Annotated in this window: 13 protein-coding genes; 1 reads left to right on the top strand and 12 read right to left on the bottom strand. The window is 69.7% G+C overall.

The window, feature by feature from the left end:
• Positions 1-5: 5 nt before the first annotated feature.
• From FVE89_RS02125 to FVE89_RS02070, 12 genes are all read right to left on the bottom strand, one after another.
• Positions 6-1,565 (bottom strand): formate dehydrogenase beta subunit, encoded by a 1,560-nt coding sequence (locus FVE89_RS02125; protein ID WP_160532468.1) that lies wholly within the window; start codon positions 1,563-1,565, stop codon positions 6-8.
• The gene (locus tag FVE89_RS02120; protein WP_160532467.1) at positions 1,562-2,035 is read right to left on the bottom strand and encodes a formate dehydrogenase subunit gamma; all 474 of its coding nucleotides are present in this window, start codon (positions 2,033-2,035) and stop codon (positions 1,562-1,564) included. Before FVE89_RS02120 ends, FVE89_RS02125 begins: the two co-directional genes overlap by 4 nt.
• Before the next feature lie 414 nt (positions 2,036-2,449).
• Entirely contained in the window at positions 2,450-3,106 is a 657-nt protein-coding gene (locus tag FVE89_RS02115; protein ID WP_160532466.1) for a glutathione S-transferase family protein, read from the bottom strand.
• A 96-nt stretch (positions 3,107-3,202) separates the two neighbouring features.
• The gene (locus tag FVE89_RS30875; RefSeq protein WP_160532678.1) at positions 3,203-3,634 is read right to left on the bottom strand and encodes a cytochrome c-type biogenesis protein; all 432 of its coding nucleotides are present in this window, start codon (positions 3,632-3,634) and stop codon (positions 3,203-3,205) included.
• Positions 3,635-3,873: 239 nt separating this feature from the next.
• Entirely contained in the window at positions 3,874-5,874 is a 2,001-nt protein-coding gene (locus FVE89_RS02105) for a heme lyase CcmF/NrfE family subunit (protein WP_160532465.1), read from the bottom strand.
• 10 nt (positions 5,875-5,884) lie between these two features.
• The gene (gene ccmE / locus FVE89_RS02100; RefSeq protein WP_160532464.1) at positions 5,885-6,397 is read right to left on the bottom strand and encodes a cytochrome c maturation protein CcmE; all 513 of its coding nucleotides are present in this window, start codon (positions 6,395-6,397) and stop codon (positions 5,885-5,887) included.
• Positions 6,398-6,564: 167 nt separating this feature from the next.
• The gene (ccmI, locus tag FVE89_RS02095; RefSeq protein ID WP_160532463.1) at positions 6,565-8,052 is read right to left on the bottom strand and encodes a c-type cytochrome biogenesis protein CcmI; all 1,488 of its coding nucleotides are present in this window, start codon (positions 8,050-8,052) and stop codon (positions 6,565-6,567) included.
• 157 nt (positions 8,053-8,209) lie between these two features.
• The gene (locus tag FVE89_RS02090; RefSeq protein ID WP_160532462.1) at positions 8,210-8,371 is read right to left on the bottom strand and encodes a hypothetical protein; all 162 of its coding nucleotides are present in this window, start codon (positions 8,369-8,371) and stop codon (positions 8,210-8,212) included.
• A gap of 783 nt (positions 8,372-9,154) precedes the next feature.
• Positions 9,155-10,573 (bottom strand): sensor histidine kinase, encoded by a 1,419-nt coding sequence (locus FVE89_RS02085; RefSeq protein ID WP_160532461.1) that lies wholly within the window; start codon positions 10,571-10,573, stop codon positions 9,155-9,157.
• 15 nt (positions 10,574-10,588) lie between these two features.
• Entirely contained in the window at positions 10,589-11,749 is a 1,161-nt protein-coding gene (locus FVE89_RS02080; RefSeq protein WP_160532460.1) for a PrpF domain-containing protein, read from the bottom strand.
• Complete coding sequence (locus tag FVE89_RS02075; RefSeq protein WP_010684559.1) at positions 11,746-12,423, bottom strand: response regulator transcription factor; 678 nt, start codon at positions 12,421-12,423, stop codon at positions 11,746-11,748. Before FVE89_RS02075 ends, FVE89_RS02080 begins: the two co-directional genes overlap by 4 nt.
• Before the next feature lie 35 nt (positions 12,424-12,458).
• Positions 12,459-12,830 carry a PepSY domain-containing protein gene (locus FVE89_RS02070; protein WP_160532459.1) on the bottom strand — a complete coding sequence of 124 codons (372 nt, stop codon included), beginning with the start codon at positions 12,828-12,830 and terminating at the stop codon, positions 12,459-12,461.
• Positions 12,831-13,619: 789 nt separating this feature from the next.
• Between FVE89_RS02070 and FVE89_RS30870 the strand changes: the two genes are divergently transcribed.
• Complete coding sequence (locus FVE89_RS30870) at positions 13,620-14,000, top strand: hypothetical protein (RefSeq protein WP_246730443.1); 381 nt, start codon at positions 13,620-13,622, stop codon at positions 13,998-14,000.
• Positions 14,001-14,267 lie beyond the last annotated feature (267 nt).

Below are 14,267 nucleotides of genomic sequence, written 5' to 3'. Positions count from 1 at the left end.
CTACCTCACTCGGCCGCCGCAGGCAGCGAGCCCGCGCGGCGAAAATCTTCGGGGAAATGGGTGACCGCGCTCATGACGGGCATCGGGGTGAGCCCGCCCATGGCGCAGAGCGACCCGTCGGTCATGACCTCGCAGAGATCCTCGACCAGCTTCAGGTTCGCGTCCGGCCGGATGCCGGCGATCACCTTGTCCATGGTCTCGACCCCGCGGGTCGCGCCGATGCGGCAGGGGGTGCACTTGCCGCACGATTCGGCGGCGCAGAACTCGAAGGCGAAGCGGGCCTGGTTCGCCATGTCGACGGTGTCGTCGAACACCACGATGCCGCCATGGCCGACGAGGCCCTTCCTGGCCGCCATCGCCTCGTAGTCCAGGGGCGTGTCGAGGAGATGGTCGGGGAAGTAGGCCCCGAGCGGCCCGCCGACCTGCACGGCCCGGACCGGTCGGCCCGAACGGGTGCCGCCGCCGAAATCCTCGATCACCTGCCGGATGGTGATGCCGAACGCCACCTCGATCAGGCCGCCATGCTTGATGTTGCCGGCGAGCTGGATCGGCAGGGTGCCGAGCGAGCGGCCCATGCCGTAATCGGCGTAGGCCTTGGCGCCGTTCTCCAGGATCCACGGCACGGCCGTGAAGGTCATGACGTTGTTGACCAGCGTCGGCTTGCCGAGGAAGCCCTTGAGCGCCGGGATCGGCGGCTTGGCGCGCACGATCCCGCGCTTGCCCTCCAGGCTCTCCAGCAGCGAGGTCTCCTCGCCGCAGATATAGGCGCCGGCGCCGAGGCGCACTTCCAGGTGGAAGGTCTTGCCCGAGCCCAGGATGTTCTCGCCCAGCACGCCGGCCTTCACGCCGTTGGCGATCGCCTCCTTGAGGGTGGCGAAGGCCTGCGGGTACTCGGAGCGCAGGTAGATGTAGCCGCGCGTGGCGCCGGTCGCGACGCCCGCGATGGTCATGCCCTCGATGAGGTTGAAGGGGTCGCCCTCCATCATCATCCGGTCGGCGAAGGTGCCGGAATCGCCCTCGTCGGCGTTGCAGACCACATACTTCTGGTCCGCCTCGGCGAGCATCACGGTGTTCCACTTGATGCCGGCCGGGAAGCCGGCACCGCCCCGGCCGCGCAGGCCGGAATCGCGCACCGCCGCCACGATGCCCTCGGCATCGAGCTTCAGGGCCGCCTCCAGGCCGCGATAGCCGCCATGGGCCCGGTAATCCTCGACGGAGACCGGGTCGATCACGCCGCAGCGCTGGAAGGTCAGGCGCTGCTGCCGGGCCAGGAACGGGATCTTTTCCGGGTCGCCGAGGCGCAGGGCATGGTCGCCGCCCGTGGTCAGGCCGGCATCCAGAAGGGCCTCGACATCCTCGAGCTTGACCGGCCCGTAGGCGATCCGCCCCTCCTGGGTGCCGACCTCGACCATCGGCTCCAGCCACGCGAGGCCGCGGGAGCCGGTGCGCACGATGGTGACGTCGAGGCCGCGGCGCTCGGCGCCCGCGAACAGCGCGCGGGCGACCTTGTTGGCGCCGAGACCGAGCGCGACCGCATCGCGGGGAACGTAGAGGGTGACGCTCACTGGCGCACCTCCGTCAGGGCAGCTTCGAGGGCGTCGGCAGTCAGGTGCGCGACCGGTTCACCATCCACCAGCGCGGCGGGGCCGTTGGCGCAGAGCCCCAGGCAGTAGACCGGCTCCACCGTGGCGTTGCCGTCGGCGGTGGTCTCGTGCCAGCCGCAGCCGAGGCGGCCGAGGATTTCGCGGTGGAGCTTGTCCGAGCCCATGGCCTGGCAGGCTTCGGCCCGGCACAGCTTCACCTCGTGACGGCCGGCGGGGCGGGCGCGGAAGTCGTGGTAGAATGTGACGCAGCCATGCACCTCGGCGCGGGACAGGTTCAGCGCATCCGCGATCAGCGGCACCGCGCCGGAATCCACGTAGCCGAAGGTTTCCTGCAAGGCGTGCAGGATCGGCAGCGTGGCCCCTTCGAGATGGGTGTGTTCGGCGATGATCCCGGATGCGCGCTCCGCGCTCCAGGGCTCGTGACGCGCCATGGTTTCCTGCCCAGTCTGGTCCTTTTCTAATGCGAAGAGGAACAGAAATGCCGATTGGCTTCAATCGTGCAGTCCGGTTGCGTGACAAAGGACGTCTGTCGAACTGTCACGCGCCGCGGGCATCAGAACGCGCAGTGCGTTAAACTCCTGTCACCGACCGATTTTTCGAATCGATACCTCGGAAAAAGAATCTTTCTCGCGACGCAACATGAATTTGTGCTCTGCACGAAATTGCATGGTGTCGCGTCGCTCAAGCTGTGCCGGGCTTGCGATGCGTGGCCCCACCGGCCGGCCAGCCCGTCGCGGGCACGACCATGCAACCTCCGATCGGAGGATCCTGAACCACGCTCCGATACGGAAGTCGCGACGGTTTCCGGAAAGGCCCTGAGTCCGGGCCTTCGGCGCAGCGCCGTCTCAGAACTCCATTTCGAGTTCTTCGATCTCGTCCGGCTCGTCGGCGGCAGCCTCCGCCCATTCGACCATCAGCGGCCAGTGCAGGATCGTGTCCCGATAGGCCGCGGCCCGGGGCGGCAGCGCCACGTCGTAGGTGCGGAAGCGCGTGCAGACCGGCGCGTACATCGCGTCCGCCAGGCAGGGCTTGGCGCCGAACAGGAAGGGCCCGTCGTAGCGGTCCAGGCAATCGTCGAAGATCGTGACGATGCGCTCGATATCGGCCTTCGCGCCGTTGAACAGCCGGAAGCCGGGATGGAAGGCGCGCAGGTTCATCGGCAGGGCCGAGCGCAGATTGACGAAGCCCGAATGCATCTCGCCGGAGATCGACCGGCAATGGGCGCGCTCCGCCACGGGACCGGGCAACAGGCCGGCCGTCGGAACGATCTCGCCGAGGTACTCGGCGATGGCCAGCGTGTCCCAGACCACGACATCGCCGTGCCGCAGGCGAGGCACCAGGAAAGACGGCGACAGGTGCAGCAGTTCCGCCCGGCTGCTGGCGTCAGTCCCGGACAGAACCTCGGTCTGGAAGTCGAGACCCGCCATCCGGCAGATCAGCCAGCCCCGCAGCGACCACGAGGAGTAGTTGCGGCTCGAAATGGTGAGCGTAGCGGCCGTCATCGTCCTGCCCCCAGGCACGTCGCCGAACATGCGGTCTGCGAGGCCTGATCCAAGACTCGTGCCGAGGGGGCTCGCGAATCACCGCTGTGAGCGATTCTACTCCCGTCGCAGGAGCGCGGCGACCTCTGCTTCCTCGGCGGCCGACAGGCCGCGCGTCGGTGCCGGCCGCCGCCGGCGGGCGAGGCGCCAGAGTCCGAATCCGCCGAGCAGGACCGCGAGCACCGGCGTCAGCCACAGCAGCAACGTGTGCAGGGCGAAGACCGGGCGCAGCAGCACGAACTCGCCGTAGCGCGCGACCACGTAGTCGCGCACGGCCGTGTCGCTGTCGCCCTTCTCCAGCCGCTCGCGGACGATCAGGCGCAGGTCCTTGGCGAGCGGCGCATCGGAATCGTCGATCGACTGGTTCTGGCAGACGAGGCAGCGCAGTTCGGCGGAGATCTGCCGGGCGCGGTGCTCCAGGGCGGGGTCCTTCAGCACCTCGTCGGGCTGGACGGCGTGGGCGGGGGCGATGAGGACGAGAGCGGCGATGAGCGCGGCGCCGAGTCGGGCGCGCGCCCTCCCTCCCCCCTCTACGGGGGAGGGTGGCCCCTGCGTCAGCAGGGGTCGGGAGAGGGGAGCCCGGCTTCCGGAAGAGGCGCAGCCTTCATGAAGGCCGGAGCCTTCTTCTGCACCGTTGCTCCCCTCCCCCCCCCTGCTGCGCAGGGTACCCTCCCCCGCAGAGGGGGGAGGGAGAACCGCAGCGGGCTTCATATCCGCGACCGCGCCCATCACTCGGCCGGCACCGCGTTGGGCAGCGGGCGGGCCTTCGCCTTGGCGGGAGCGCCCACGCGCATCCGGCGATCCGTGAGCGAGAGCCCGCCGCCCAGAGCCATCACCACGGCGCCGAGCCAGATCAGCAGAACCAGCGGCTTGTAGTAGAGCCGAAGTCCGACGCTGCCGTCCTGGCCGATCTCGCCGAGGCTCGCATAGACCTGGCTCACGCCGACGGTCAGCAGGCCGGATTCGGTCACCGCCATCTTGCGGCTCGGGTAGAAGCGCTTGCCGGTCTCGACCTGCCCGACCTCGTCGCCGGCCCGGGTCCGGATCGTCAGATAGGCGGCCGCCTCCTCGTAATTCGGACCCTTGCGCGGCGCGACCCGCTCCAGCGTCGCCGTATAGGGCCCCGTCGTCAGGCTCTGGCCGGGCTTCAGCGTCGCCAGCCCCTCGGCGGCCCAACCCTGCGCGGCGATGCCCAACACCACCACCCCGACGCCGGCATGGGCCAGCGCCGTGCCCCAGGCCGAGCGCGGCAGGCCGATGGCACGGCGACCGGTCTGGCCCAGCGAGCGGGTCCGGCTCGCCCCGTAGCCGCGGGCGCGGGAGACGATCTCCAGCGCCGAGCCGATCAGCAGGTAGACCCCGAGGCCGATCCCCACCGGCGCCATGACCGGACCGCCCCAGGTCAGGGCGAGCACCGCGAAGCCGACCACCAGGGCCAGGGCCAGCGCGGCGAACAGGCGCTGCGCCGCGGCGAGCACGTCGCCGCGCTTCCAGGCCAGCGCCTGCCCGGCGGGGACGATCAGCAGGAGCGGGATCGCCAGCGGCACGAAGGTGGCGTTGAAGAAGGGCGGCCCGACCGTGATCTTCTCGCCCGTCAGCATCTCCAGGAGCAGCGGGTAGAGGGTGCCGACCAGCACGGTGGCGCAGCCCGCGACCAGGAACAGATTGTTGAGGACGAGCGACCCCTCCCGGGAGATCGGCGCGAACAGCCCGCCCTGCCGCAGCAGCGGCGCCCGCCACGCGAACAGCGTCAGCGAGCCGCCGATGAACAGCACGAGGATCGCCAGGATGAAGACGCCGCGGGTCGGGTCGGTGGCGAAGGAATGCACCGAGGTGATCACGCCCGAGCGGACGAGGAACGTCCCGATCAGCGAGAGCGAGAAGGTCAGGATGGCCAGCAGCACCGTCCAGACCTTCAGGGCGTCGCGCTTCTCCATCACCACGGTGGAGTGCAGCAGCGCCGTGCCGGCGATCCAGGGCATCAGGGAGGCGTTCTCGACCGGGTCCCAGAACCACCAGCCGCCCCAGCCGAGTTCGTAATAGGCCCAGTAGGAGCCCATCGCGATCCCGAGCGTCAGGAAGCACCACGCGGTCAGCGTCCAGGGCCGCACCGCCCGCGCCCAGACGGCGTCGATCCGCCCGTCGATCAGCGCGGCCACCGCGAAGGCGAAGCTGATCGAGAAGCCGACATAGCCGACATAGAGGAGCGGCGGGTGGATCGCGAGGCCGGGATCCTGCAGCAGCGGGTTGAGGTCGTTGCCTTCGAGCGGCGCCGGGATGACCCGGCTGAACGGGTTCGAGGTCGTGATGATGAACAGCACGAACACGAAGGTGATCAGCCCCTGCACGCCGAGCGTGTTGGCCCGCAGGCGCGGCGGCACGGAGGTCTTCGCCGCCGCCACGCAGGCGCCGAACAGGGTGAGGATCAGGACCCAGAGGAGCATCGAGCCCTCGTGGTTCCCCCAGACGCCGGAGATCTTGTAGACCAGCGGCTTCTGCGTGTGCGAGTTCTCGACGACGTTCTGGACCGAGAAGTCGGACGTCACATGCGCCCAGGTCAGCGCCGCGAAGGCGAACAGCACGCAGGCGAAGGCGCCGAGCGCCGCCTGCGAGGCGATCTGCCGGAGCGCCGGGTCGCCCGAGCGGGCGGCCCAGATCGGCATCACCATCTGGACGAGGGAGATCGCCAGCGCGAGCGCGAGGGCGAAGTGGCCGGTCTCGACGATCATGCGGCTCCCCTTAGCGCTCGCTGCGCGGGCCGAGGGTCGAGTCGGCCGCCGCCGTCACGGGCTTCGGCGCCGGCGCGGCCTTGTTCGGGCCACCCTCCTGCCAGCGCCCCTGCGCCTTCAGCGCGTCGGCGACCTCGCGGGGCATGTAGGATTCGTCGTGCTTGGCCAGCACCGTGTCGGCGCGGAACAGCCCGCCCGGCTCCAGCACGCCCTCGGCGACCACCCCCTGCCCTTCCCGGAACAGGTCCGGCAGCAGGCCCTTGTAGTGGACCCCGACGGTGGCGTTCGTGTCGGTGACGGCGAAGTCCACCGCCTGATCCGGGCCGCGCTTGAGCGAGCCGTCCTTCACCAGACCGCCGAGCCGCAGGCGCGTGCCCGGCGCGATGCCCTGCAGGGCGATGTCGGAGGGCGAGCGGAAGAACACGATCGAGCCGCTCATGGCGTACAGGATCAGCCCCACGGCCAGCGCCAGCACGCTGCCGCAGGCGGCGATCAGGATCAGGCGGCGGCTCTTACGCGTCACGATACGTCCACCCCGCGATCCGGCGGGCGGCGTCCCGCCCAGGCCCGAACCGTTCTCATTCTAGCTCATGAGGGTGTCGGCTCCGGACGCGCCTGGGTCAAGGGCGGGCGCCGGGACCGATTGTCGTACGAGTGGTCCCACATTGCCGGCCTCGCGGCTTCGTGCGGTCAGGGCGCGGCCTTGCCGGGCAGGTCGAGTTCCCGGGCGAGCCCGTCGAGCCGCGCCACCGCCTCCCCGTTGGCGGCGAGCGCCATCCGGGCGCGATCCAGAGCCTTGATCGCCTGATCGCGCTCGCCCAGCGCGCTGTAGGAGCGCACGAGCCGCATCCACTCGTCCGGGGTGCCCCCGCGGGCCGCCAGCCGCCGGTCGAGCCCATCGACCATGCCGCGGATGGCGGCGTCGCGCTCCGCCTGCGGCATGGCGCGCACCGCCGCCATCGCGGCCTCAGTCTCGGCCCGGGCCGCCGGCCCGGAGGGGGCGGTCTCGGCGGAGCGCCCCGGGCCGCCCTCCGGATCGAGGCCGATGGCGCGGGCGCCCTGCTCCACCTGGGCCAGCCCCTGTGGATCGCCGGCGAGCGCGGTGCGGGCGCGCGCCAAGGCGGCAGCCGCCTGATCGTGCTCGCCCAGCACGGCGCGGGACCGGACGAGCCGCAGCCACTCGTCGGGTGTGCCGCCGCCGGCCTTGAGCCGGGCATCGAGCCCGTCGACCATGCCGCGGATCGCCGCCTGCTGCGCGGCGGGGATTTTTGGGGCGGCCGACGGTGTGGCCGGGGGTTCCGGCTCGCCCTTGAGGCGGGCGAGGGTCTGGCGCACCACGCCGAGCCAGGGGGCGTCGGGCGGGCTCGCGGCTTCGAGGGTCGTGAGCTGGCGGATCGCCTCGCCGGTTTCGCCGGCCTGCTCGGCCGCCCGGGCGAGGTAGAAGCGCGGCTTGGGCGCGTTCGGATCCTTGGCCTGCGCCTTCTCGAACAGGGCCTTGGCCTCGGGCGTCACCGTGCCGTCCGCGGCCGCCGTGAGGGCCTCGCCCTGATCGGCGAGGAGGTCGGCGGTCTCGCCCTTGAGCCGGGCGATGTTGCCGTAGGCGCGGGCCGCTTCGTCGAACCGGCCGGTGCGCATGTAGACCGGGGCGAGCACCGCCCAGCCGCGGGCATCGTTCGGGTCGCGGGCGAGCCGCGCCTCGATCTGGCCGACCGCCTTCATCAACTCGTCGGCGCCGCCGCGGGCGGCCTGCCGGTCGGCCTCGGTCTGGGCCGGCAGTTCCGGCGAGCCGTAGAGGCCGTAGGCGATCAGCGCCACGAGGGGGATGGTGGAGACCGCGAAGGCCGAAGCCGCCCGGCGCCGGCGCAGCCGCGGCTCGGCCGGGCGCGCGGCCTCGACGGTTCCGGCCTCCTCGGTCTCGCGCGTCACCTCGCGGCTCGCCCGGAGCAGGCGGCGCGCCGCCTCGGCCTTGGCCGATTCAGCCTCCTCCGGGGCGATCAGGCCACGGTCCAGATCGCGCGCGATCTCGGCGATCTGGTCCTCGTAGAAGGCGGTCTCGGTGGCGATCGCGGCGCCGCCCGTCTCGCCCGCCGGCACGATGGCGCGCCGCGACAAGGGCCAGAGCAGGCCGAGGACGGCCGCCGCGGTCATGGCCGCCAGGATGAACCAGATCGCCGTCATCGAACGCCGAAAACTCTCTCTTAGTGCGACCGAAATCGACGCAGACCCGTCGCCTCACCCAGGACCTATGACAATCTCTGCGAAAACAACAAAAAACCCCGCCTGGGCGGGGCCTTCAAACGTCTCACGAAGAGCGGAGCAGAGACGACCGCAGCGATCAGTCGCGCTTCTCGCGCCCGACACGCAGCCGATCCAGCTGCTTGAGCGCACGATCACGATCCCGCGCCGAAGTTCCCGCATCGCGCGACCGGATGCCGTCGAAAACGCGGTTGCTGACGTAGGCATCGTCGCTGCGTGACTGCCGCAGGGCGATGGTCATGGCACTCTCCTGAACGGCTGCATCCTCCACACGGAGGCAGTCATGTCAACTATCGCTTCAGGACCCAGAAACGCCTGCCCCATGGGTCCGTTCCCGACTCGATCACGGCGTACCCTTCATCCTCAAGCACACGCGTCAACAAGATATGCTTGCGCAGCGCTTTTTCGGGAGGGTTGCGAGACTTCGTGACGCGATAGATGACCGGCGGCCGGACACGACCAACGAGCGCTCTCAACCCGGCGCAGACGATCGGCATGATCAGAGATCGAGAGGGATCGGGTCGATAGGGCTGAGCGTAAGCCCGATCCTGCGTCTCGAAGCTCGAAGGTCGGCCCATCGCCGGATAGACTGACGACCAGTATCGTGAAGGAAAATTCGTGAAACCAGACCACGCTTGGGCGGGATGACGGATTCTGCGTGTAGGTCAGCCTGCACTCGACTTGCACCAAGCGATCCGTCTCGCCGCAATGTGCAACCGGGACGACGACGACGTGAGATGTATCGTCGTTGACCTCAACGCATAAAGCGAGGGGGATTTCCGAGACGAGCAAGACAAACGCCACGGGCCTAAGAGCTCCTCACAAAACTCCCGAGCACCGGATATTTCCCTCTGGCCGCGACAGCGCAGCGGGAGTTTTGTGAGAGGCTCTAAACCGCTTGCTGAGGCCATCACGCGGAGTGAGGCCGGAACCCGGAGGCTCGTGGCAGGCACTTCAACGTCAACGACAGTATCGTCGTGGCAGCTTCCACGCGTCAACATGGGACACGCGGTTCGGCAGAGGCTCAATGGGTCGTCGCCCCCACCGGCGCGTCGCCCGGCACCTCCAGCACCGCGCGCAAGCCCCCCAGCGCCGCCTGCTCCAGGGTGAAGCGCCCCCGGTAGAGGGCGGCGAGGTCCGCCACGATGGAGAGGCCGAGACCGGAGCCGGGCTTCGACTCGTCGAGCCGCCGCCCCCGCCCGAGCACGGCCTGGCGCGCCTCCGGCGGCAGGCCGGGGCCGTCATCCTCGATGGCGACGACGAGGTGGGGATAATCGGCCTTGGTCACGGCCTCGGCGCGGATCGCCACCCGGGCATGGGCCCATTTCGAGGCGTTGTCGACGAGGTTGCCGACCATCTCCTCGAAATCCTGCCGCTCCCCGCGGAAGCGCAGCCCCGGAGGCACGTGGACGTCGTAGGCGATGTCCTTGTCGCGGTAGATCTTGCCGAAGGTGCGCACGAGGCCGGCCAAAGCCGGCTCGACCTCCGTGGAAGTGCCGAGCGTGCCCGCGAGCGCGGCCGCCCGCGCCCGGTCGAGATGGTAATTCACCTGATCGCGCATGACGGCGGCCTGCTCGCGGATCTTCTGGGCCAGCTCCTCCGGCGCATCCGAGGCGCCGACCTCGTTGACGATGATCGAGAGCGGCGTCTTCAGGGCATGCGCGAGGTTGCCGACCTGCGTGCGGGCGCGTTCCAGGATCTCGCGGTTGGTCTCGATCAGGAGGTTCACCTCGCCGGTGAGCGGGGCGATGTCGCGCGGATAGGTGCCGGTGATGCGGTCGGCCTCGCCCCGGCGGACGGCGCCCAAAGCCGCGCGCATCTTCTTCAGGGGCGCGAGGCCGAACCGGATCTGCAGCAGGGTGGTGAGCGCCAGCGACAGGCCGAGCAGGCCGAACGTGATGGTCAGCGAATTGCGGAACCGATCGACGTCGTTGACGATCTCGTCCGCCGGCCCGGCGACCCGAACCGTGTAGCGGCCCTCCTCGCCGAGATCGACATCGCGCTCCATGATGCGCAGCAGCCGTCCGTCTTGGGCCTTGCCGTAGCCCTGGCGGATCTGGCCGACGCCGACCTTGCCCTCGGAATCGGTGGCGGGCGGCAGCGGCACGCCGACGAGCGAACGGGAGGTGCGCACGTCCCGCGGCTTCGCGTCGGGCTTGCCGACCTGCCAGTACCAGCCCGACAGGGGCAGGTCGAAGCGCGGATCGCCCAGCGAGAAGGTCCGGCTCTCGGGATCGTTGGGCGAGACGAGGTCGGTGGCGAGGTTGTTGGTGAAGACGAGCAAACGGCTGTCGAAGGCCCGCTCGGTGTTCTCGCGATAGAGCGTGGTCAGGATCCAGGCCGCGATCAGCAGGATCGCCGAGCTCGACAGGAAGGCCGAGACGGCGAGCCGCACCGCGATCGAGCGGCGGCGCAGGGAGAGGAGGCCGATGAGGTCGGTCATGGATGCGTCGGTGGTTCAGACGGGCGGCGCCGCATCGTAGAACACCTCCCCCCGCATGAGCGGCCGCGCCGTGCGAAAGAACGCGCCCCGCTCCGCCTGCCAGACACCGCCGTCACGCGTCACGGCGGCGTCGGCGGTGAGGATGCCCGAGGGCATGCCGACCCGGAGCGCCGCGTCGGTCACACGCGCGGCCTCGTGGACGAGGCTGCCTTCGATCCGCGCGGCGACCGCGAGGCACAGGGTGGCGGTGAGCGGCAGGGCCTGGTGCGGCATGCCGTTGGAGATCACCCGGGCGGTCAGATCAATGTCGGCGGCCCGCACCGGCTCGCCGGAGAGGCTGCCGGCCTCAAGCGGCGGCGCCACGATCCCGACGAACGGCACGTGGACGATGCGCGCAGCGGCCTCAAGGTCGGACGCGATCCCCATCGCCACCGAGGCGGCGCGGCGGATGTGCCCGAGCCGGTCGAGCAGGCCCGGCACCGCCTCCAGGGCGGCGGGCAGCTCGGTCCCGGTCAGCCCCAGATCGGCGGCGCGCACGAACACGCAGGCATTGGCCGCATCGACCAGCGAAGCCTCGATCGGCCCGAGGCCCGGCACGTCGAGGCTCTGGCGGACGGCCCCGGTCGGCAGGAGCCGGCCCGTGGTCGCGCCGCCGGGATCGATGAAGTCGAGGCGGATCGGCGCGCCCGTACCGGTCACCCCGGGAATCGCGAGGTCGCCGCGGTAGACGGCACGGCCGTCGCGCACCGCGAAATGCGCCTCGATCAGCTTGCGCGTGTTGGTGTTGTAGATCCGAAGCCGCACCAGGCCGTCGGGAACCGCGATCAGCCCCTCGTCCACCGCGAAGGGTCCGACTGCGGAGAGCATGTTGCCGCAATTGCCCGACAGGTCGATGCGGCCCGCGCGGACCACCACCTGCACGAAGGTGTAGTCGATATCGGCATCCGGCCGTTCGGAACGCGCGACGACGCAGATCTTCGACACCGACGAGACGCCTCCGCCCATGCCGTTGAGCTGGCGCCCGAACGGGTCGGGGCTGTCCATGGCGGAGAGGAAGACCGGTTCCCAGGCGGCCAGATCCCCCGGCACGTCCCGGCGATGCAGCATCAGCGCCTTGCTGGTGCCGCCGCGCATGAAGACCGCCGGCAGCGTGCCGGGTTGGGCCGCCCCGCTCACACCCGCGCCGGCGGCTGGTTCGGATCCACGAGATAGCCGAGGCCGCGCACCGTCTGGATCAGGTCCACCGCGAGCTTCTTGCGCAGCCGCCCGACGAAGACCTCGATCGTGTTGGAATCCCGGTCGAAATCCTGATCGTAGAGATGCTCGGTGAGTTCGGCGCGGGACACGACCCGGCCGGTATGGTGCATCAGGTAGGAGAGCAGCCGGTATTCGTGGCTCGTCAGCTTCACCTGGGCGCCATCGACGAAGACCTTGCCGGAGCGGGTGTCGAGGGTGACGGGGCCGCAGGCGATCTGGCTGGTGGCGTGGCCGGCGGCCCGGCGCAGGAGCGCGCGGACCCGGGCCATCAGCTCCTCCATGTGGAAGGGCTTGGTGACGTAATCGTCCGCGCCGGCATCGAAGCCATCGACCTTGTCGGACCAGCGGTCCCGGGCGGTGAGGATGATCACCGGCGTCTTCACCCCGGCCCGGCGCCACTTCTGCAGCACCGTGACGCCGTCCGCCTTGGGCAGGCCCATGTCGAGGATGATGGCGTCGTAGGGCTCGCTCTCGCCGAGATAGCCGCCCTCCTCGCCGTCATAGGCCTTGTCGGCGACGTAGCCGGCCTCTTCAAGGGCGGCGACCACCTGCCGGTTGATGTCCTTGTCATCCTCAACGACGAGCAGACGCACGGCTCACTCCCCTCCGAAACGATCTCGGCGCCCGCTCAATACTGTCCAGCCACGCTGCCGGTGCGCGCGTCCACGATGACGTGCACGAAGTGACCGTCCCGACGCAAGGCGGTCAGCATGTAGACCAGGGTATCCTCGTAACGGCACAGGCTTGCCCGCTGGATCTCGGCCCGGGGGATCACCGTGCGGGCCGCGCGGATCGCCGCCACGGGCGGGATCACCCGGCGCTCGCCGACCTCCTCGCGCATGTCGGCCGGCGACAGGCAGGTCTCGATCCGCAGCGGGGCCTGGCTGGAGACGGTGCCCGTCTGCGGGGCCGGCCCGTCATCGGCCATGGAGCCGAGGCCGCCCGCGGCGAGGGCCGCGGCGGTCAGGCTGATGGCGACGAGGGCGATGGCGTAGCGCATTGAGGGCAGATGTGGTCCCGGAGCACTGAATGCGCCCTGAATATGGAGCCGTTGACGCGTCCCGGCGGGTGCGTCGAGCAGGCGTCGGGCTGGAAATCGGCGGGCGGACGGCATCGTGCCGGCACTACGGCCGAGGCCGCGACCGGTTCCCGCCGGGCCTGCGGCGCGGGTTCACATCGGCTGCGGAACGATCCCCGGAGGCCGAGCCGGTCAGGGCCTGCCGGAGCCGTTGGGTCAGCGTCTGCTCCCGGTCGGCGCCCTTCGGATCAGCTCCACGAACACCTCTCGGGCATCAGGGCCGCGCCCGACAGCGTTGCAATCGCGCATGGCCCCGAGCCTCTGTTTTGACGCGCCCGCTTGCACCGAACCGGTATCCATTTCGGCGGATAGCATCTTAAGTTCAGTCTCTATATTGAACGCGGTACAATTCTACACCTTGACCTGTCATGGAGGAGGCCATGACAGCAAACCGGACCCTGATCGCCCCTTTCTTGCTCATCACGCTGCCGATCGGCGCGGTCTTCGCGCAGACCGATCAAGCGAGTACTGCAGACCGCGTGTTGTCGACCGGGAAAGTGCCCAACACGACCGCCGTCGGGCAGACCAAACCGCCGAGCCGCGATGCGAGCCCGACCTCGCTCACGCCCATCGAGCGCCGGACGCCGGATCAGGTTTCGAATGACGCAATCGTGGCCAAGATCTGCGTTCGGTGCGCCCCCGAACCCGCAACCGGAGATCCGCTCTCTGAGGATCCATCCGTCCGTCTCGCCGGCGGGGCGCGATGGTCAGTTGGACGAACGCATCGGCCAGCGCGACGCCGGCCTGAACACGGCCGCGCCGAGACAGCAATCGGATCTGGATACCGTCGCCCTGGCGTCCGCGCATCGTGAGCGCGCGGCGTCGGTCCAGGAGAAGACCCACGGTCTTTGGCAATCGTGGCTGGTGTCGGTCTGTGACGGCTGTGGCGACCAGCGGCCAGCCAGAGCCCTCAAAATGGAGGATTGGCCCGACCGCGACGGGCCGGCCGCCACCGGATCGCTTACCCACACGACGCGATCGGCTGCGGCACGCCAGGATATCAAGCTCGCAGGACCGCACCCGCGCGGCAGTCTCGAAGCGGATCTCTCGCCGGCAAACATCGATTCGATCCGACGTATGCCGCGGCCATGACCGGCGTAGTCACACACGGGCTTAGAGCGTGCGCGACTGCGATCACGGCCCGGTACTAGACCTTTGCCAAGACGTGCTCTCGTGCGCCGGACCGGCACCCCCTTCGGCGGGACGGCGGCAGGCAGCCGGCATGGAGAATGGCATCCGGGAACACGTGATGAAATCCGCGGGTTGTGCCTTCGTCTTATGGAGTAGAACATGCTGACAGGTAGCCTGTTGTGGCTTTTGGGCGTGCCGATTCCCGTCCTCATTCTGATCTGGTTTTTC

Origin of the sequence: Methylobacterium sp. 2A (assembly GCF_009806555.1) — a bacterium.
In the GTDB taxonomy this organism is placed as follows: Bacteria; Pseudomonadota; Alphaproteobacteria; order Rhizobiales; family Beijerinckiaceae; genus Methylobacterium.
Note: the sequence above shows the minus strand (reverse complement) of the source record. Positions and strands in the feature narration are given on the sequence as shown.